We start from the raw sequence: 19,068 nt of genomic DNA on the forward strand, positions 1-19,068 counted from the left end.
GAAGATTTTATGGGCCGCCTGGCTGGCAGGCCTCACGCGTTAGTGATCGCGCTTGCTGTTGCCGAACGTATAGCCGGTCTCGACCGTCCGCTTGCCGAATTTGTCGCGCAGCTTGTCCATCGCCGCTTCGGCCGCCGCCCGCCGGCCCGACTGCTGGTCGATCAGATCGGGCGGATCGGCGCGGGCGGCATCGCCGAGATCGGTGACCCCGATGCCGATCAGACGGAACTTCGTGCCATCAGTCTCTTTTTCGAGAAGCTCGAGCCCGGTGCGGAAGATCTTGTCGGCAAGCTGGGTCGGGTCTTCGAGCTTGCGGTTGCGGGTGCGCGATTTGAAATCGGCGCTCTTCATCTTCAGAACCACGGTCTGGCCGGCAATGCCGTTTTTCTTCAGCCGCCAGGAGACCTTTTCGGAGAGGTTGCGCAGGATCGGCACCAGATCGTCATAACGCGAGATGTCATCGAAGAAGGTGGTCTCCGACGAAACGCTCTTGGCGGCATCGTTGAGATGCACTTCTCGGTCGTCGATGCCGCGCGACAGCCGTGCGAGCCGTTGGCCGATGCTGCCGTAGCGGCGCATCAGGTCGTTTTCTTCCATCTGCTGCAACTGGCTGATGGTGCGGATGCCGTCCGCCTCCAGCGTCGCCGCAAAGGCCTTGCCGACGCCCCAGATCGTAGTGACGGGACGCGGCGCCAGGAACTCGACCGCTTCCTCGCGGCCGATGACCGAAAAGCCGCGCGGCTTCTGCAGATCGGAGGCGACCTTGGCGAGGAATTTGCAATAGGAAAGCCCGACCGAAACGGTGATGCCGATCTCCTTTTCGATGCGACGGGCGAATTTGGCCAGCGTGCGCGCCGGCGGATCGTGATGCAGCCTCTCGGTGCCGCCGAGCTCCAGGAAGGCCTCGTCGATCGATAGCGGCTGCACCAGCGGCGTCAGATCCTGCATCATGGTGCGCACCTGGCGCCCAACCCGGACATATTTCTCCATGTCCGGACGGATGACGATCGCTTGAGGGCAGGCCTCCAGCGCCTTGAACATCGGCATGGCCGAACGCACGCCGTGGATACGGGCGATATAGCAGGCGGTGGAAACCACACCGCGTTTGCCGCCGCCGATGATGACAGGTTTGTCGGCAAGATCAGGATTGTCGCGTTTCTCCACGGCTGCGTAGAAGGCGTCGCAATCGATATGCGCAAGCGTCAATGCGTAGAGTTCGCGATGGCGCACGAGACGGGGGCTGCCGCAGGAAACGCAACGGCGCGCCTCGCCCTTCTGCTCGGCAAGGCAGTCGCGACAGAAGCCGGGTGTCTTGTCAGGCGCGGGCGTCATGATGAGAACAAAGATTGAACGTCGTGAAGTTACGCCTTATGCTTCCGAGTCACAAGAGAGGGTGGGAGCTTTGCCTTTGGATAACGACCTTCTTTTCGAGCCGGTGAAGGCGGGACGCTGGGAAGACTTCGAAACCTTGTTCGGTCCGCAAGGGGCCTTCTACAATTGCTGGTGCGTCGCGCTGCGCCTGCCTCATGCGGTGAGGACGAAGATGGCGGCAGACGAGCGCAAGGCGCATATGCGGGAGCGGATCAAGGCCGGCCCGCCGCCTGGTATCCTCTGTTATGCCGGCGGCGCGCCGGTCGCCTGGGTGCAGGTCGGGCCGCGCCACGACGTGCCGCAGTTCAATTCGCCGCGCACCGTCTCGCGGCCACTGGAGGAGGGCGATGCGCATGATCCATCAATCTGGGCCGTCAGTTGCTTTTTCCTGCTGCCCAAACTGCGCGGCACGGGAATGAGCCATCGGCTGCGCGCCGGCGCGATCGACCATGCGCGGCGCCAGGGAGCGCGGCTGCTCGAAGCCTGTCCGATCGATCATGTGACGCAGTCGAAATCCGTAACGCTTTGCATCGGCTCGACGGCGATCTTCGATGCCGCCGGTTTCGAAACGGTAGCTCGGCGCAAGGACGGCCGTCCGCTCATGCGGCTGGAACTGCGTGCGTGACAGTGCCGGAAACAAAATGCGCCTCGATCAGCTCGGCCGCATGCGTCCAGTCGGTGGCGCGGGTGATGTCGTCGGCGGCGGCCGGTGCGAAACGATGGACGGGCGAGTTCGGCATCAGGTGAATCAGCAGACAATCGGCGACGTGATCCCTGACGGAATGCAGATTGCGCGCCATATCATCGATGAAGACGACGGGAAGGGAGCGGCTGGCATGCAATGCGTGAACGATCGGCCCCTTGGGTTGTTCGGTGGCAAGCAGCGGAAAGACGAGACCCATCCTGTCCAGCAGGCGTCGGCGCTGGTCCTGGAAACGCGGCCTCATGGCTGTGAGGAAAAGCACATCGGCCTCTTCGGAAAGTCGGTCGAGCGTTTCGACCACGCGGTCGAGCGGCGTCTGCCACAGCTCTTGGGCCTCGAAGAATTCCTCGATCAGCCGGCTAACCTCTCGATCTTCGATCTCCACGCCGTCGGCCTGCGAGACGATATTGCCGTGAAGCCGGAACGATCGCGGCAGAAACGCGTGACCCTGGCTCTGAAGGAAAAGCTGGAAGGGACCGATGAACTGCAGCACGACGTCGTCGACGTCACAGACGATCAACGGCCGTTCGCCAAGGCGGATATGCGAGATATCGAATTCTTCGGAGGCCACGATCAGTATTCTCCGGAATCGAGGCCCGGCGAAGAAAAATGCCGCCAGGCGGCTGTCACCGTCTCCGGGCTTATGCCGCTCGCCGCGCAGAAAGCCATGGCCGTCGGTTCGTGGTTCATCAGAAAATCCATCAAGCCGGCAAGGAATCCCGGATCGTTGACGGCGTTGCGCACCTGGCCGGGCGCCACACCCGTCAGGGCGAGAAAGCGGCCGAACATGTCGGGATCGTCGGCAAGCCAGCCGAGCACAGCGATCGCCGTCTCGTGCGGATCGGCAGCCTGTTGTTTCGAAGTCTTGAAGTTGCTTTGCATTTCGCTGGGTAAGTTACCTTTTCTTCAACCAAATACCGGTAGCGTGCGCTATCGGTTTCACGAGCTATTTGTCCGCATGTGCCTTTCTCATGGGACGAACCGCTGCGCGAACGGACGTAGGGACAGCTTGTCATGCCCAAACAGGTGATGATTGTAGAAGATAACGAGCTCAACATGAAGCTCTTTCGCGACCTCATCGAGGCGTCCGGTTATACGACGATCCAGACCCGAAACGGTATGGAGGCGCTCGATCTGGCGCGCAAGCATCGCCCCGACCTCATCCTGATGGATATTCAGCTTCCCGAGGTCTCCGGCCTCGAAGTTACCAAATGGCTGAAGGAAGACGACGAGCTGCATGTGATTCCCGTCATCGCCGTTACGGCTTTCGCGATGAAGGGCGACGAGGAGCGGATCCGCCAGGGCGGCTGCGAGGCCTATGTTTCCAAGCCGATCTCGGTTCCGAAATTCATCGAGACGATCAAGACCTATCTGGGCGATGCCTGACGCATCGGAAAGACGCTGATGACTGCGCGAATACTGGTGGTTGACGATATTCCGGCCAACGTAAAGCTGCTCGAAGCGCGGCTGCTTGCGGAGTATTTCGACGTGATGACCGCGGCCGATGGTTACACGGCCCTGGCGATCTGCGAGCGCAACCAGGTCGATCTCATCCTGCTCGATATCATGATGCCCGGCATAGACGGTTTCGAGGTCTGCGAGCGGCTGAAGGCCAGCCAGAAGACCGCCCATATTCCAGTCGTCATGGTCACCGCGCTCGACCAGCCGACCGATCGTGTGCGCGGCCTGAAGGCGGGTGCCGACGATTTTCTCACCAAGCCGGTCAACGATCTGCAGCTGATCTCACGGGTGAAGAGCCTGCTACGGCTGAAGACGTTGAGCGATGAGCTGCGCATCCGAGCCGACACCGCCCATACGATGGGCATCGACGACCTCACGCGGGCAGGCGAGGGCCGTGCCGACGAGACGGCTCAGGTCCTGCTCGTCGACGGCCGCGCCAATTCGCAGGAGCGCATCATCAAGGCGCTGAAGCCCGTCGCCGACGTGCTTGCCCTCTCCGATCCGCAGGCCGCCCTCTTCGAAGCGGCCGAAAGCGCGTTCGATCTCGTTATCGTCAACGCCAACTTCGACGATTACGATCCGCTTCGCCTCTGCTCACAGCTGCGCTCGCTGGAGCGCACACGCTTCCTGCCGATCCTGATCATCACCGAGCAGGGCGCTGACGACATGGTCGTGCGCGCGCTCGATCTCGGCGTCAACGACTACATTATCCGCCCGGTCGATCCCAACGAACTGGTCGCCCGCAGCCTGACGCAGATCCGCCGCAAGCGCTACAACGACCGCCTGCGCGCCAGCGTCAAGCAGACGATCGAGCTTGCCGTGACCGATCCGCTGACCGGCCTTTATAACCGGCGCTATCTCGACAATCACCTGAACGTGCTCTTCAACCGTTCGATGGCGCGCGGCCGGCCGCTTTCGGTGCTGATCACCGATATCGACCGCTTCAAGCATGTGAACGACACCTATGGCCATGACGGCGGCGACGAGGTGCTGCGGGAATTTTCAAGTCGCGTCCGTTCGACCATCCGCGGTGCCGATCTCGCCTGCCGCTACGGTGGAGAGGAATTCGTCGTCGTGATGCCCGACACCTCCCCAGAAATTGCCGCCGCCGTCGCCGAGCGCCTGCGCGCGGCGATCGAAACTGCTCCCTTCATGCTGAAACACTCCGGGGAAGCGCTGAACGTCACTGCTTCCTTCGGCATCGCTTCGCGTATTGCGTCGGTGCTGACCCCGGGCCAGCTGATGAAACAGGCGGATCTGGCTCTTTACGAGGCCAAGAATACCGGCCGCAACCGTGTGGTCGCTGCGGCCGCGTGACGAATCATTTGCCGCCATATGCGGGTTTTCCACCGCGGTAAGCCAATTGTTACCGATTTTTAATCTTCGCCTGTGCAGGGCGGAACGAAAAATTTGCAGTTCAATAGCCCAAAAATGGACACGCTGCGTTGCTGCGGATGTGTTGCCGCACGATAGTCTTGAGAGCATCAGCCCGTAGCTCAAAATGAAATGGAGAATATAAAAACTGCCTGCCGCCGACAGGGTCAAATAGATTGCGGCGGCATCACCCCACGTAAGGGGAGGGGTGGCTTAAGTTATTAAGTTTAATTGTCGAATTTCTTCGAAAGGTCAGGCGCTACGCTTCGAGTCCAAGCAGAGCCGATAAATCTTTGTATGTCCCAAAACTGGACTTTTAACCATAGAATCAAGCTGCAAACATTCACCATTAAGAATTTGTTGATTTTCTTTCATTTTTGCGCAAATTATCGGCTCATAAGAGAAGCGCTCCCGTTGAGGAGTTGTCGATACCCCATGATGCTCAGGTCCGCCGCATCTCCTGGGTCGTGGGGTCGGTCGGCTAGTAGGCAAGTTATAGCGGTTCCTCGTGCCGTTTTGCATGCTGGCCGACCCCCTTTCAAGAAAACGCCGCCACTTCCCGAAGATGGAAGGGCGGCGTTTTTCTGTTTGCGCTATCACTTTTGAAGACGATCAATCCAGGCAATAAAAAACGCGCAACCCGAGGGCGCGCGCTTTTTTGAAATCCGTCAGGCCAAGTGATTACTTGATCTTGGTTTCCTTGAACTCGACATGCTTCTTTGCAACCGGGTCGTACTTCGTCTTCGTCATCTTGTCCGTCATCGTACGGCTGTTCTTCGTGGTGACGTAGAAGAAACCGGTGTCGGCTGTCGACAGCAGCTTGATCTTGATTGTTGTAGCCTTGGCCATGGTCGTCCTGCCTTTAAGAAAATGAAAGCCGTGGAAGCCGGATGGGCTCCACGGCAAATCCTAGCGCGAAACTACGAATCCCGCCCGAAAAGTCAAGCCCGTTTTCGGATGAACATCAGTCTGATGCCGGAAAGTAGGGCGTAAAGACCGAAGAATGCCGCAATCGCCCAGGCAAAACCGTTATTTCCAGCGACATCGATCGCCGCGCCGATCGCCTGCGGGCCGGCCACGGTTCCCATCGCATAACAGAAGACAAAGGCAGCATTGGCCGCAGCAAGATCGGACCCGGTCAGCCGCGAGCCGAGATGGCTGAGGCCGACCGTATAGAGTCCTGAGACGCAGCCGCCCCAGAAAAGCAGGAGCCCGGCCATCAGCAGCCAGTTGTCGAGCAACAGCGGCAACATCATCGAGCCGATGAAGCCCATCAGCGCCATGCCGGCCAGAAGCGGCCGCTTGTCGGCGATGCGGTCGGAAAGCAGACCGAGCGGGATCTGAAAGATGACGTTGCCGACACCCATCATGGTGAGCAGCAGTGCGGCCTGCGATTCGGTGAAATGGGCGCGCACCGCAAAGATCGGAAAAAGCGACAGCCCGCCCGCTTCGACCGCGCCGAAGATGAAGACCGCCGCCGTCGCCGTCGGCACCAGGAAAACGTAGCGCATGAAATGCAGCTCCGGTTTTTCCTCGAGCACCGGGCTTTCGTCGCGGGCGATGAAGATCGGGATGGCCGCAAGCAGGATGGCGGCGGCGCCGATCAGGAAGGGGAAGATGCCGTCGCTGCCGAGGATCGAAAAGAGCAGTGGTCCGGCCGCGAAGCCAAGGGAAAGCACCGTCGCATAGATGCCGAGCACGAAACCGCGCTTGGAAGGCGGCGAGGCGGCGTTGATCCAGAATTCGGAGAGGATGAACAGCGTCGTCGTCGCGCCATGGAAGGCGAAACGCAGCGGAAACCACATCCAGAAATCCTGCGCGTAATAGAAACCGAGCGCGCTCAGCGCCGAAATCAGCACGGCCCAGAGCATCGTCGGCGCAACGCCGTATTTATGGGCAAGCCGGGTGGTAACAGGTGCGGCGGCCATCGCCGCGACCCCGGCCATCGCCGTGTTGAGCCCGATCAGGGTGGACGAGATGCCGCGTTTTTCGAGGATGATGCTGAGGAGGGGCAGACCGAGGCCGATTGCTATGCCGACGGCGGATATGGACGAGATGGCTGCCACCAGAGAAGGCCAATGGATTTCTTCGACATCGCCCGGTGTGCCGGTTCTCGGCTGAGACATTTATCCATCCTTAGAGAGCTGCGCGAACGAAGCGGTCGGTCCCATCAGATAGATAGACACGGACGTGCCAAATCCAGGTGACGGATGCCGCTTCGCAGTATTTCCGATGTGAGTGACCATCTGCGGAATGTAAAGCCCGTTCGGGCAAGAAATGCTAACCATGTCAGGTCTTGAGGATCGTTGGCTCCCGCATTTGGGTGGTGGTCGGTGGAGGGCTGGCACTACACGTTAAATATGTCTGGAAGGTGAAGGCGCTAATTCGACCGGCCGGGGATGTCATAATCGTCCGGACCATCACTCTCTCCGCCGAAGCCGTGCATGCGCAGCGCCCATTGCAGACCGATAACCCCGCCCTTGATCGGCTGGATCGAGGCAAGCGCGGTAATGACGGTGATCGGCGCCCAGATGGCGAGATGCACCCAGACCGGCAGCACGAAGGTCATGTCGGTCAGCATATAGCCGCCGACCACGACGTGGCCGAGGACGAGGATGACGATATAGGGTGGCAGGTCGTCGGCGCGTTGGTGATGCATCGCCTCGCCGCAGGCCGCGCAATGATCGACCGGCTTCAGGAAGGCACGAAAGAGCTTGCCGTTGCCGCAGGCAGGGCAGCGGTTCATCAACCCGCGCATGATGGAGCGCCCAAGCGGACGCTCGACCTCGGGCGTACCCCCGTAGCGGGCAGCCGGATCGGTCGGTGTGCTCATCGCATGTTCCTCTTCGGATCTAAAGCATATCGCGCGAAACTGTGCTGCGGTTTCGCCGTAACGACATGCGTAAACACAAGGACCTACGGCGCGGGGAGCCAATCTGAACGATTGCGACGCGCTTTAGTGCCGTCCGCGCGGCGGCCTCGTTCCGGGCTTCTTGCGGACCTGGCCCCTGTCGCGGCGGCCCGCCTTGTGGAAGGAGCGCACCGCCGCCGGCATCTCGCGGCCCTCGCTGACCATTTCGAAACGCAGCGCGCCGGCAAGCGGGATCGCTTCGGCAAGCTTCACGGTGACGCTGTCGCCCAGGCGATAGCCGAGCCCCGTCTTTTCACCGGAAAGCGCCTGATGCGCCTCGTCATAGATGAAGTAATCGGTGCCGAGCGTAGATATAGGGACGAAACCGTCGGCACCATAGTCCGGTAGGGCCACAAAAAGCCCCGATTTCGTCACGCCCGAGACCCGCCCGGCAAATTCCTCGCCGACCCGGCCGCTGAGGTGATGCGCGATCAGCCGGTCGACGGTCTCGCGCTCGGCTGCCATGGCCCGGCGCTCGAAGGTCGAGATTTCGGCGGCGATATCGTCGAGCGCTGCCTCTTCTTCGGGCGTGATGCCACCTTCGCCGAAGCCGAGCGAGCCGACGAGGGCGCGATGCACGATGAGATCGGCGTAGCGGCGGATCGGCGAAGTGAAGTGGGCATATTTCATCAAGTTGAGGCCGAAATGGCCGATATTCTCCGGACCGTAGATCGCCTGGCTCTGCGAACGCAGCACCATCTCGCTCACCATGGTTTGATGCGGCGTGCCGTCCGCCTTCGCCAGAATGCCATTGAAGTTGTTGGCGCGCATGTTTCCGCCCTTGGCAAGCGAGATGCCGAGCGTGGCGAGGAACTCGCGCAGGATCTCCTGCTTGGCAAGCGTCGGACCGTCGTGGATGCGGTAGATCAGCGGCTGACGCTTCTTTTCCAGGGTCTCGGCGGCGCAGACGTTCGCCTGGATCATCATCTCTTCGATCAGCTTATGCGCATCGAGACGTGGCGGCACGACGACCCGGTCGACAGTGCCGTCGGGCTTCAGCAGGATCTTGCGCTCCGGCATGTCGAGTTCCAGCGGCTGGCGCCGGTCGCGTCCGCGCTTCATCACCTCATAGGCGTGCCAGAGCGGCTTCAGGATCGGTTCGAGCATCGGGCCGGTCTGATCGTCCGGCTTTCCGTCGATTGCCGCCTGCGCCTGCTGGTAGGAGAGCTTGGCGGCACTCTTCATCATGATGCGATGAAAGATGTGGCCGATCTTGCGGCCTTCCCCGGAAAAGCTCATGCGCACGGCGAGCGCCGGGCGGTCGACGCCTTCTTTCAGCGAGCAGAGATCGTTAGAGATACGCTCGGGCAGCATCGGCACGACACGATCCGGAAAATAGACCGAATTGCCGCGCTTCAGCGCCTCGCGGTCGAGCGGCGAATTGGGTCGGACATACCAGGAGACGTCGGCGATCGCGACGGTGACGAGGACGCCGCCGGGATTGTCGGGCGAGGGATCGAGCTCGGCATAGACGGCGTCGTCATGGTCCTTGGCATCGGCCGGGTCGATGGTGATCAGCGGCACGTCGCGCCAATCCTCGCGATGCGACATGGTGGCGGGCCTTGCGGCTTCCGCTTCGGCGATGACGGCCGGCGGGAAGACATGCGGAATGCCGTGCGCATGGATTGCGATCATCGAGAGCGCTTTTTCCGAACCGACGGAACCGACGACGGAAAGCACCTTGGCGCGCGGCAGGCCGAAGCGGCCGAGACGGGCGATTTCGACCTCGACCAGATCGCCGTCCTTGGCGCCGCCGGTGAAATCAGGATCGATCACCATCTCCTCGCCGCGCCGCTCGATCGGCAGCAGCCGGCCGGCACCGCCCGGTTCTGTTCGGAAGACGCCCATCGAGGCGCCGCGGCGCCTGTCGATCACCTTGATGATCCGCGCCGTATACGCCGGCCCGCCGCGATCGGCGGCCGGGAAGATCTTTGCCAGGATGCGGTCGCCGAGCCCGGCGACGGGCGCCTTGCCCTTGCCCTGGCGGCCTGCGGGCGATTGCTGGCGGATGGCGACGGCGGGTGCTACGCCCTGATCCTCAGGCCATTCCGCTGGCCGGCCGATCAGATCGCCATCCTTGTCGCGTGTGGTGATATCGAGAACGGTGACAGGCGGCAGCGCACCGGGACGGATCAGCGACTTGCGGTTCTTCTGCAGCATGCCTTCCTGCTCGAGCTCCTGCAGCATCTGCTTGAGCTCGACGCGGCTATCGCCTTTCAGGCCGAAAGCCTTGGCGAGTTCACGCTTGGACGCCTTCTGCGGATGATCGGCGATGAAGCGCAGAACCACCTCGCGTGAAGGCAGAGCGCCGTGGACTATGTTCAGCGGCTCGACGGCGGGAGCATCCTTGCCCGGGCGGCCGATCTTGCCCGGGCGCTTGCCCGCGGGATTTGTTCTTTCGCGCGGTATCCTGCTCACGTCAGCTCTTTTTCGATTTCGCGGGCGCCTTCGCCTTCGTTGCCTTCGGCTTGGCGGCCGTCTTGGTGCTCTTGGCCTCGGCGGCCGCCGCCTTCGGCTTGGCTTTCGTCTTGGCCGCTTTGCCCACAGGTGTCTTTCCGGCCTTCTCGGCGATCAAGGCGAGCGCCTCCTCGACGGTTATCGCCTGGGGATCCTTGCCCTTCGGCAGTGTGGCGTTGACCTTGCCCCAGTTGACATAGGGGCCGTATTTGCCGTCGCGAACGGTAATGGCGCCGCCATCAGGATGATCGCCGAGCGTCTTCAGCGCTGCCGGCGTACCGCGCGCGCCCCGGCCGGGTGCCTGGTTCGCCTTTTCGGCGATAACAGTCACGGCGCGGTTGAGGCCGACCGAGAACACGTCCTCGACGGTCTCCAGATTGGCATAGGAACCGTCATGGAGGAGGAACGGCCCATAGCGGCCGATGCCGGACGAGATCATTTTGCCCGATTCGGGATGTTTGCCGATATCGCGCGGCAGCGAGATCAGCGCCATCGCCTTTTCATAATCGATGTCCTCGGGCTTCCAGCCCTTCGGCAGCGAGGCGCGTTTGGCTTCCTTGCCGTCGCCGCGCTGGATATAGGGGCCGAAGCGGCCGGAACGCAGCGTCAGTTCCTCGCCGGTGGTCGGATCGGTGCCGAGGTTCTTCGGCTCGTTGAGCGCTGCGCCGTCCGCTTCTCCGCCGTTTTCGGAGGAGAGCTGGCGGGTGTAGTTGCAGTCCGGATAGTTCGAGCAGCCGACGAAGGCGCCGTATTTGCCGAGCTTCAGCGACAGGTTGCCGGTGCCGCAGACCTGACAGATTCTGGGGTCGCTGCCGTCCTCCCGTTTCGGGAAAACGAGCGGTGCCAGCGCTTCGTTCAGCGAATCCAGCACGTTGGTGACGCGCAGTTCCTTGGTGTCCTCGATCTGGGCAAAGAAATCCTTCCAGAAATCGCGCAGCACCTGCTTCCAGTTCAACTCGCCGGCGGAAATCCGGTCAAGCTTCTCTTCGAGATCGGCGGTGAAGTCGTATTCGACATATTTGGTGAAGAAGCTCTCGAGGAAAGCCGTCACCAGCCGGCCCTTGGCCTGCGGGATCAGCTTGCGCTTGTCGATCGTCACATAGTCGCGGTCGCGCAGCGTTGCCAGAGTCGCGGCATAGGTGGAGGGGCGGCCGATGCCGAGCTCTTCCATCTTCTTGATCAGCGTCGCTTCCGAATAGCGCGGCGGCGGTTCGGTGAAATGCTGCGTCGAATTGATCTTCTGCTTGGCGAGCGCTTCGCGCGCATTGATCTCTGGCAGGCGGCCATCCTCGTCGCCGTCGTCGCTCTGTTCGCCGTCCTCTTTCTGGTCGGTATAGGCGGCGATGAAGCCGTCGAAACGGATGACGGAACCAACGGCGCGCAGCCCGGCCTTCTCGCCTTTGTTGTCGGCTGTGATTTCAGCCGTCGTGCGCTCGATCTCGGCCGACGCCATCTGGCTGGCGATGCCGCGCTTCCAGATCAGCTCGTAGAGCCGGATCTGGTCGGCATCGAGGAATTTGCGCACACGGTCGGGCGACCGATAGAAATCGGTCGGACGGATCGCCTCGTGGGCTTCCTGGGCATTTTTCGCCTTGGTCGAGTAGAAGCGCGGCTTCTCCGGCATGTAGCGCGCGCCGAACTGGTCGACGATGGCGCTGCGTGCCGCATCGATCGCTTCGGGCGCCATCTGCACGCCGTCGGTTCGCATATAGGTAATGAGACCGACCGTCTCACCGCCGATATCGACGCCCTCATAGAGCTTCTGGGCAACCTGCATGGTGCGCGAGGCCGAGAAGCCGAGGTTGGAGGAGGCGGCCTGTTGCAGCGTCGAGGTCGTGAAGGGCGGTCCGGGATTGCGTTTGACCGGTTTCGCCTCGACCGAGTCGACGACGTAGCTCGCGCCTTCGAGCAAGGCCTTCAACCGGCCGGCATCCTCGCCGTTGCCGATTGCGCGCGGCTGCAGCCGTTTGCCATTCGCCGAAACCAGTCTTGCCTCGAACTCGTCTCCGCGCGGCGTCTTCAGGTGCGCCGAGATGTTCCAGTATTCTTCCGAAATGAAGCGCTCGATCTCGGATTCGCGGTCGCAGACGAGGCGAAGCGCCACAGACTGGACGCGGCCGGCCGAACGTGCGCCGGGCAGCTTGCGCCAGAGCACCGGCGAAAGATTGAAGCCGACGAGATAATCGAGCGCGCGGCGCGCGAGATAGGCATCGACCAGCGGCACGTCGATGTCGCGCGGATCGGCCATCGCGTCGAGCACCGCCTTCTTGGTGATGGCATTGAAGACGACGCGCTTGACCGGTTTACCGTTCAGCACCCGCTTCTTGTTCAGCATGTCGAGAACGTGCCAGGAAATCGCTTCGCCTTCGCGATCGGGGTCGGTCGCGAGAAACAGGCCATCGGCGGACTTCACCGCGTCGGCAATGTCCTTCATGCGCTTGGCGGAGGCGCTATCGACCTCCCAAATCATTTCGAAATCCTGATCAGGAAGAACTGAACCGTCCTTGGCAGGCAGATCGCGCACATGGCCGAAGGAGGCGAGCACTTTGTATCCCGGACCCAGATACTTATTGATCGTCTTGGCCTTGGCAGGCGATTCCACCACTACAACATTCATGATGATTCTCTAAAAAGGAAACGACGCCAGCGTTGAAGCCAGCGCGACACACACCGCAACATGGATATCGGCCCTCCGACATGGACAGGGAAATCGCCGCGGTCAAGGGGTTTGCTACAATTTTACCTCTTGTGTCTTCTGCAGCCGAAGGAAGAGCGTTTGGAAAATACAATTCCAGATGGGTTGCCAAAGGTCTTCGACTCAGGGTTCGGCAATTCGCAAAGCCGCCGCCTCATGTGTACCCAGGTTCAATCGGAAAGCGAGACAAGACCACCCTGATGCCGGTGCAGCCTTCCCGATATATCGAGTTCCAGAAGGATGAGATAGACCGCGGATGCCGACAGGCCGGTATGGCGGATGACATCGTCGATTTCGACCGGCGTCGGCCCGAGCGCATCGATGATGCGGTTTCGATCGGAATCGCCGGGCGGCATCGACATCGGCTTGCCGTCAGGCGCGGGTTCCTCCGCCATCGATGACGGGAACAGGTCGAATTGCGCAAGCGGCGCCAGGGCCTCGACGACATCGGCGGGTGCGGTGACGATCGAAGCACCGTCCTTCAGCAGGCCGTTGGTGCCATGGCAGCGCGGATCGAGCGGTGAGCCGGGCACGGCAAACACCAGGCGGCCGAACTCGCCGGCAAGCCGCGCCGTGATCAGCGAGCCCGAACGCGCCGCCGCTTCGATGACGACGAGGCCGAGCCCGATGCCGGCGATCAGCCGGTTTCGGCGTGGGAAGTCGCGGGCGCGGGGTTCCCAGCCGAAGGGCATCTCGCTCACCGCCAGGCCGTTGCCGCCGGTTATCTCTTCGAGCAGGCCGATATTCTCCGGCGGGTAGGGCTGGTCGAGACCGCCGGCGAGCGCCGCGATCGTGCCTGTATCGAGGCTTGCCCGGTGGGCTGATGTGTCGATGCCGCGTGCTAGCCCCGAGACCACTGTGTAACCCGCCCGACCGCAGTCGCGCGCCACCATCGCCGCGAATTTCGCGCCTGCGATCGAGGCATTGCGCGAGCCGACGATGCCGACGGCCGGCCGTTTGGCAGCGGCAAGTGTGCCCTTGACGGCCAGAAGCGGCGGCGCGCCGTCGATCTGTTTCAGCGCTTGCGGGTAGTCCGGCTCGCCGATGCCGACGAAGCGGGCGCCGAAGCGATGCGCCGCCTCGAGTTCCCGATGCGCCTCGCCCTCACTGGCGATGCGGATTGCTCGCGTAGCGCCACCGCGTGCCGAAAGCTCCGGCAGTGCGGCAAGTGCTGCCTCGGCCGAACCGAAATGATTGATGAGGTCGCGAAAGGTGGCAGGGCCGATATTGTCGGAACGGATGAGGCGCAGCCAGGCAATTCTTTGCCGTTCGGTCAGAACAACGCCTTTTGGTCCGGCGCTCAGCGCATCCATTACCCCTTTGCCCCGATCTTGCTTTCCGTCCCGCCCATCAGGCGCGAAATATTCGCTTTGTGCTTCCAGTAGGAGATGAGGGTCATGATCGCCATCACAGCTGCAACCTTTTCGTTGCCCAGTATCCACAGCGCAACCGGAATGACAAGCATGGCAACCAGCGCCGACAGCGAGGAGTAGCGGGTAGTGAAAGCGACCGCCAGCCAGACGGCGGCGAAGAGCACGACCATGATCGGCGCGACGCCGAGCAGGGTGCCGATATAGGTGGCGACACCCTTGCCGCCCTTGAAGCCGATCCAGACCGGGAAGAGATGGCCGATGAAGGCGAAGAAGCCGGCGATGATAGCGGCCTCCTCACCGAGGAAATAGCTGACGACCCAGGCGGCAGCCGATGCCTTCAGCGCATCGAGCAGCAGCGTCGCCGCAGCGAGCGTCCGGTTTCCTGTTCTCAGCACATTGGTCGCACCGATATTGCCGGAGCCGATGCTGCGCACGTCGCCGAGGCCGGCGGCGCGCGTCAGGATCAGGCCGAACGGGATCGAGCCGAAGAGATAGCCGATAACGGCGGCGGCAAGCGCGATCGGCAGCGTGATCTGCCATGACATGAGATTGGATAACATATGCCCCCTCAGCCTCTCCATCCTCGAGTCAGCCTTCTCCCGCTGGGGGATGGACGGCGATTGTGTCGGTTCTAAATTGCGTGGACAAGCTTTCCCGAGACGTATGTTGCGACCGCCCGCCCACTGAAGCGCGCATCCTCGAACGGCGTATTCTTCGAGCGGGAGAGAAGCATGTCTTTGGCGACAAGCCAAGGCTCATCGAGATCGATCAGCGCGATATCGGCGGCAGCGCCTGGCTTCAGCGTGCCGGCCGCGAGGCCGAAGATTTGCGCGGGGCGGGTCGACATGGCGTCGATCAGCCGCATCAGGCTCACCTGGCCGCCATGGTGAAGCCTGAGCGCTGCCGCCAGCATGGTTTCGAGGCCGATCGCGCCGTCCTCCGCCTCGCCGAAGGGCAGACGCTTCGTATCGACGTCCTGCGGGTCGTGCGAGGAGACGATGATATCGATCGCGCCGCTCGCAAGGGCGTCGGCCATCGCCACCCGGTCGTCTTCCGGACGCAGCGGCGGATAGAGCTTGAAGAAGGTGCGGTATTCGCCGATGTCGTTTTCGTTGAGCGCCAGATTGTTGATCGAGATGCCGCAGGTCACCTTGGCACCGCGGCTGCGGGCGCGTTCAATCGCCTCGACCGATTCCGGCACTGAGATCATCGCGGCGTGATAACGACCGCGCGTCAGCTGCGCGATCCTCAGATCGCGCTCGAGCGGGATGAGTTCGGCTTCTTTTGGAATGCCGGAGAGCCCGAGCCAGCTGGCGAAAAGCCCCTCATGCATGACGCCGTTGGCGCCGAGATATTTGTCGCGCGTTTCGCAGCAGACGACGGCGCCGAATTCGCGCGCATAGGTCATGATCCGGCGCAGCACCTGTGTGTCGTGGACGCTGGAATGGGCATCGGTAAAAGCGACGGCGCCTGCCTGCATCAACAGGCCGATCTCCGTCATCTCCTCACCGGCAAGGCCCTTGGTGACGGCGGCTGCGGGATAGACGTTGACGGCGGCCGTATCCCGCGCCGTCTTCTTGACGAATTCGACGAGCGCAATGTCGTCGATAACAGGATCGGTGTCCGGCATCATGATGATCGAGGTGACGCCGCCGGCCGCCGCCGCCCGGCTCACTGAGGCGATCGTCTCACGGTGTTCGCCGCCGGGTTCGCCGACATGGACGCGCGCATCGACGAGGCCGGGCGTCGCGACAAGGCCCGTGCAGTCGCGGATGACGGCTCCATCAGGGGCGCCCTGGTTCTGCGCCTTATGGCCGGCGGCGAGAATCACGCCGTTTTCGGCGATGATCGTTCCGACTTCGTCGAGATTGCGCGAGGGATCGATGATGCGGACGTTCTTGAGGACGATCGGGTTGCTCATGCCATCATTCCATCGCTTCGGGGACCCTGGTTCTGCGAGACGAGCAGCGTCTCCATGACGGCCATACGCACCGCGACCCCCATTTCCACCTGTTCGGCGATGACGCTCTGCGGCCCGTCCGCCACTTCCGAGGCGATCTCGACGCCGCGGTTCATCGGGCCGGGATGCATGACCAGCGCATCGTCCTTCGCCGCCTTCAGCGTTTCGGCGTCGAGTCCGTAGAAGTGATAGTATTCGCGCACCGAAGGCACGAACGCGCCGGACATGCGCTCGCGCTGCAGCCGCAGCATCATCACCACATCGGCGTCCTTCAGCCCTTCCTGCATCGAATGGAAGACCTCGACGCCCATCTCGGCGATGCCGGCAGGCAGGAGGGTCGCGGGCGCGACGACACGGACGCGGGCGCCCATCGCGTTGAGCAGCAGGATATTGGAGCGCGCCACCCGCGAATGCAGCACGTCGCCGCAAATCGCCACGATGATGCGCGACAGCTTGCCCTTGGCGCGGCGGATCGTCAGCGCGTCGAGCAGCGCCTGGGTCGGATGTTCGTGCTGCCCGTCGCCGGCATTGACGACTGAGCAGGAGACCTTCTGGGCGAGAAGGGCGGCGGCACCGGCGCTCGAATGGCGGATCACCAGCACGTCGGGGCGCATCGCATTCAGCGTCATCGCCGTGTCGATCAGCGTTTCGCCTTTCTTCACCGAGGAATTGCCAACCGACATGTTCATGACGTCGGCGCCGAGCCGCTTGCCGGCAAGCTCGAAGGAGGCCTGCGTGCGGGTCGATGCCTCGAAGAAGAGGTTGATCTGCGTCAGCCCGCGCAGCGTCGACGTTTTCTTTTCTCTCTGGCGGCTGATCTTGACGGCCTCATCGGCCTTGTCGAGAAGATAGGTAATATCCTGCTCGGTGAGGCCTTTGATGCCGATGAGGTGGCGGTGGGGGAAAAAGACCATGACCCTGCCTCTTGCTGTCTCTGGCGGGTCTATAAAGAGTGCTGCCCGCCGGGGCAAGCATGTGCTGTGGGCAAAGGCTTATGTCCCCATGCATTTTCGCCCGAATTCCGATAGAGCAGAATGAACCGAATCATAACTTCCGGTTTCCCTTTGCCGGGTTCTTACACTAGAAGCGAATTATGACCTCCGCCAACCGGACAGACGACAAACTCGCAGAACTCAACCAGCCGAGCCTGTGGTCCGGCATCAACGCCTATCGGTCCGATCCGCTGATCGTCGACCTGACGGCGGCCCTGCCGCGCGGCATCCGCGAAGACCTGGAAAACATGGGCCGCTACGTCACCTCGCCGGAGGCGCAGGAGATGGCGCGCATGGCAAACCAGGGCGCACCGCAGCTGCGCACCCACGGTCCGCGTGGCGAGCGCCTTGACGTCGTCGAATTCCATCCTGCCTGGCATGCGCTGATGCGCCGCTCCATGTCGGTCGGCCTGCATTCCTCCGTCTGGGATCCCCAGGCCGATACCGAGGCCAAGGACGAGGCCCATAAGGTTCGCGCTGCGCGGTTTTATCTGACGTCGCAGCTGGAATCCGGCCATCTCTGCCCGCTGACCATGACGAGCGCCTCCGTTGCGGCGCTCTCGGCCTCGCCCGCGGTCCAGAAGGACTGGGCGCCCAAAATTCTCTCGCGTAAATATGATTCGTCGAACAAGCCCGCCATGCAGAAATCCGCTGTGACCATCGGCATGGGCATGACGGAAAAGCAGGGCGGCACGGATGTGCGCGCCAACAGGAGCGCTGCCGAAAAGGTCAGCGAGGGCATCTACCGGCTGTCCGGGCACAAATGGTTCATGTCGGCGCCGATGAGCGATGCCTTCATTATGCTGGCGCAGACGAAGGAGGGCATGGGCTGCTTTCTCGTGCCGCGCCTTCTGGAGGATGGTTCCGCCAACGGCCTGCAGTTCCAGCGGCTGAAGGACAAGGTCGGCAATCGCTCCAACGCCTCTTCAGAGGTCGAGTTCACTGACACGTTCGGTTTCTTGCTCGGTGGTCCGGATGCCGGCATCCGCACAATCCTCGACATGGTGACGCTGACCCGGCTCGACTGCGCGCTGGCTTCGTCAGGCATGATGCGCGCCTCGCTCGCCGAAGCCGTGCACCACACCCGCGGCCGCAGCGTCTTCGGCAAGATGCTCGTCAACCAGCCGATCATGACGCGCGTGCTCGCCGACATGGCGCTCGATGTTGCCGCCGCGACGGCACTGTCCTTCCGTCTTGCCGACGCCTTCGACAAGGCGCGCGGCAATGCCGAGGACGCGGCCTATGCCCGTGTCATGACGCCGGTCGCCAAATACTGGTGCTGCAAGATCGCGCCCGCGCTGATCTACGAGGCGATGGAGTGCATTGGCGGCAATGGCTACATCGAAGAGCGCCCGATCGCTCGCCATTACCGCGAGGCTCCCGTCAATGCCATCTGGGAAGGCTCCGGCAACGTCATGGCGCTTGACGTGCTGCGCGTGCTCAACCGCGGCAAGGATCTGTTCGAAACGGTCTTCGCCGGCCTTGCCCGCGATCTCGGCCCTGCCGGCAAGAAGACCATCGACGTGCTGCGCGCCGCAATTGCGCTGTGTGAACAGGATGAGGGCGCCGCGCGCCTGCTCGTCGAACAGCTGGCGCTCGCCGCCGGTGCCGCCGAACTCTATCGCCTTGGGGCAGGGCGCATTGCCGATGCCTTCATCGAGACGCGTCTTGCCGGCGGCTGGCGCTCCACCTACGGCATGCTCGATTCCCGCTTCGACGCCGGCTACATCGTCGACCTGCTCTATCCGCCAGCGGCCTGATCGCCGCGGGG

At 62.4% G+C, this 19,068-nt stretch carries 16 protein-coding genes; 4 read left to right on the top strand and 12 right to left on the bottom strand.

Going from position 1 to position 19,068, the window contains the following annotated elements; translation table 11 throughout:
- Window positions 1–39 precede the first annotated feature (39 nt).
- Window positions 40–1,332 (bottom strand): DNA polymerase IV, encoded by a 1,293-nt coding sequence (locus RLCC275e_RS06930; protein WP_033180316.1) that lies wholly within the window; start codon window positions 1,330–1,332, stop codon window positions 40–42.
- Between the two features lie 76 nt (window positions 1,333–1,408).
- Here RLCC275e_RS06930 and RLCC275e_RS06935 point away from each other — a divergent pair, with 76 nt between their 5' ends.
- Window positions 1,409–1,996, top strand: a complete 588-nt coding sequence (locus tag RLCC275e_RS06935; RefSeq protein ID WP_033180315.1) for a hypothetical protein — start codon at window positions 1,409–1,411, stop codon at window positions 1,994–1,996.
- Here RLCC275e_RS06935 and RLCC275e_RS06940 read toward each other — a convergent pair.
- Both RLCC275e_RS06940 and RLCC275e_RS06945 read right to left on the bottom strand, forming a co-directional pair.
- On the bottom strand, window positions 1,971–2,645 hold the full coding sequence (locus RLCC275e_RS06940) for a hypothetical protein (RefSeq protein ID WP_033180314.1): 675 nt from the start codon (window positions 2,643–2,645) through the stop codon (window positions 1,971–1,973). The genes RLCC275e_RS06935 and RLCC275e_RS06940 overlap by 26 nt on opposite strands.
- Window positions 2,646–2,647: 2 nt before the next feature.
- The gene (locus RLCC275e_RS06945; RefSeq protein WP_003558471.1) at window positions 2,648–2,956 is read right to left on the bottom strand and encodes a DUF3572 domain-containing protein; all 309 of its coding nucleotides are present in this window, start codon (window positions 2,954–2,956) and stop codon (window positions 2,648–2,650) included.
- A gap of 132 nt (window positions 2,957–3,088) precedes the next feature.
- Here RLCC275e_RS06945 and RLCC275e_RS06950 point away from each other — a divergent pair, with 132 nt between their 5' ends.
- Window positions 3,089–3,460: a response regulator gene (locus tag RLCC275e_RS06950; RefSeq protein ID WP_003547430.1), complete on the top strand. Its 372-nt coding sequence runs from the start codon at window positions 3,089–3,091 to the stop codon at window positions 3,458–3,460.
- Window positions 3,461–3,478: 18 nt separating this feature from the next.
- Window positions 3,479–4,852: a PleD family two-component system response regulator gene (locus tag RLCC275e_RS06955; RefSeq protein ID WP_033180313.1), complete on the top strand. Its 1,374-nt coding sequence runs from the start codon at window positions 3,479–3,481 to the stop codon at window positions 4,850–4,852.
- 738 nt (window positions 4,853–5,590) lie between these two features.
- Here the strand turns inward: RLCC275e_RS06955 and rpmG are convergent.
- The 9 genes from rpmG to RLCC275e_RS07000 all read right to left on the bottom strand — a co-directional run bounded on the left by rpmG (window position 5,591) and on the right by RLCC275e_RS07000 (window position 17,219).
- Window positions 5,591–5,758, bottom strand: a complete 168-nt coding sequence (rpmG, locus tag RLCC275e_RS06960) for a 50S ribosomal protein L33 (RefSeq protein ID WP_003547442.1) — start codon at window positions 5,756–5,758, stop codon at window positions 5,591–5,593.
- 92 nt (window positions 5,759–5,850) lie between these two features.
- Complete coding sequence (locus RLCC275e_RS06965; RefSeq protein ID WP_003558476.1) at window positions 5,851–7,035, bottom strand: MFS transporter; 1,185 nt, start codon at window positions 7,033–7,035, stop codon at window positions 5,851–5,853.
- Window positions 7,036–7,289: 254 nt separating this feature from the next.
- The gene (locus tag RLCC275e_RS06970; RefSeq protein ID WP_033180312.1) at window positions 7,290–7,742 is read right to left on the bottom strand and encodes a DUF983 domain-containing protein; all 453 of its coding nucleotides are present in this window, start codon (window positions 7,740–7,742) and stop codon (window positions 7,290–7,292) included.
- Between the two features lie 123 nt (window positions 7,743–7,865).
- Window positions 7,866–10,238 (bottom strand): ribonuclease R, encoded by a 2,373-nt coding sequence (gene rnr / locus RLCC275e_RS06975; RefSeq protein WP_033180311.1) that lies wholly within the window; start codon window positions 10,236–10,238, stop codon window positions 7,866–7,868.
- A gap of 1 nt (window position 10,239) precedes the next feature.
- Entirely contained in the window at window positions 10,240–12,894 is a 2,655-nt protein-coding gene (gene topA / locus RLCC275e_RS06980) for a type I DNA topoisomerase (protein WP_033180310.1), read from the bottom strand.
- A gap of 248 nt (window positions 12,895–13,142) precedes the next feature.
- Window positions 13,143–14,285, bottom strand: a complete 1,143-nt coding sequence (gene dprA, locus RLCC275e_RS06985) for a DNA-processing protein DprA (RefSeq protein ID WP_033180309.1) — start codon at window positions 14,283–14,285, stop codon at window positions 13,143–13,145.
- A complete protein-coding gene (gene plsY / locus RLCC275e_RS06990; RefSeq protein WP_003558484.1) occupies window positions 14,285–14,905 on the bottom strand; it encodes a glycerol-3-phosphate 1-O-acyltransferase PlsY in 621 nt (206 codons plus the stop codon). Before plsY ends, dprA begins: the two co-directional genes overlap by 1 nt.
- A gap of 71 nt (window positions 14,906–14,976) precedes the next feature.
- Entirely contained in the window at window positions 14,977–16,266 is a 1,290-nt protein-coding gene (locus tag RLCC275e_RS06995) for a dihydroorotase (RefSeq protein WP_033180308.1), read from the bottom strand.
- Window positions 16,263–17,219 (bottom strand): aspartate carbamoyltransferase catalytic subunit, encoded by a 957-nt coding sequence (locus tag RLCC275e_RS07000; protein WP_018241622.1) that lies wholly within the window; start codon window positions 17,217–17,219, stop codon window positions 16,263–16,265. The genes RLCC275e_RS06995 and RLCC275e_RS07000 overlap by 4 nt, the downstream gene beginning before the upstream one ends.
- 179 nt (window positions 17,220–17,398) lie before the next feature.
- On the opposite strand from RLCC275e_RS07000, the gene RLCC275e_RS07005 reads away from it, so the two are divergent.
- On the top strand, window positions 17,399–19,057 hold the full coding sequence (locus tag RLCC275e_RS07005; RefSeq protein WP_003558489.1) for an acyl-CoA dehydrogenase family protein: 1,659 nt from the start codon (window positions 17,399–17,401) through the stop codon (window positions 19,055–19,057).
- The last annotated feature ends 11 nt before the right edge of the window (window positions 19,058–19,068 follow it).

The organism is Rhizobium brockwellii (assembly GCF_000769405.2).
Classification (GTDB): domain Bacteria; phylum Pseudomonadota; class Alphaproteobacteria; order Rhizobiales; family Rhizobiaceae; genus Rhizobium; species Rhizobium brockwellii.

What these genes read in the sequence shown, in the direction of transcription:
- RLCC275e_RS06930 (WP_033180316.1), bottom strand. Translation starts at nt 1,332, where the DNA reads ATGACGCCCGCGCCTGACAAGACACCCGGCTTCTGTCGCGACTGCCTT.
- RLCC275e_RS06945 (WP_003558471.1), bottom strand. Translation starts at nt 2,956, where the DNA reads ATGCAAAGCAACTTCAAGACTTCGAAACAACAGGCTGCCGATCCGCAC.
- RLCC275e_RS06950 (WP_003547430.1), top strand. Translation starts at nt 3,089, where the DNA reads ATGCCCAAACAGGTGATGATTGTAGAAGATAACGAGCTCAACATGAAG.
- RLCC275e_RS06955 (WP_033180313.1), top strand. Translation starts at nt 3,479, where the DNA reads ATGACTGCGCGAATACTGGTGGTTGACGATATTCCGGCCAACGTAAAG.
- rpmG (WP_003547442.1), bottom strand. Translation starts at nt 5,758, where the DNA reads ATGGCCAAGGCTACAACAATCAAGATCAAGCTGCTGTCGACAGCCGAC.
- RLCC275e_RS06965 (WP_003558476.1), bottom strand. Translation starts at nt 7,035, where the DNA reads ATGTCTCAGCCGAGAACCGGCACACCGGGCGATGTCGAAGAAATCCAT.
- RLCC275e_RS06970 (WP_033180312.1), bottom strand. Translation starts at nt 7,742, where the DNA reads ATGAGCACACCGACCGATCCGGCTGCCCGCTACGGGGGTACGCCCGAG.
- topA (WP_033180310.1), bottom strand. Translation starts at nt 12,894, where the DNA reads ATGAATGTTGTAGTGGTGGAATCGCCTGCCAAGGCCAAGACGATCAAT.
- dprA (WP_033180309.1), bottom strand. Translation starts at nt 14,285, where the DNA reads ATGGATGCGCTGAGCGCCGGACCAAAAGGCGTTGTTCTGACCGAACGG.
- plsY (WP_003558484.1), bottom strand. Translation starts at nt 14,905, where the DNA reads ATGTTATCCAATCTCATGTCATGGCAGATCACGCTGCCGATCGCGCTT.
- RLCC275e_RS06995 (WP_033180308.1), bottom strand. Translation starts at nt 16,266, where the DNA reads ATGAGCAACCCGATCGTCCTCAAGAACGTCCGCATCATCGATCCCTCG.
- RLCC275e_RS07000 (WP_018241622.1), bottom strand. Translation starts at nt 17,219, where the DNA reads ATGGTCTTTTTCCCCCACCGCCACCTCATCGGCATCAAAGGCCTCACC.
- RLCC275e_RS07005 (WP_003558489.1), top strand. Translation starts at nt 17,399, where the DNA reads ATGACCTCCGCCAACCGGACAGACGACAAACTCGCAGAACTCAACCAG.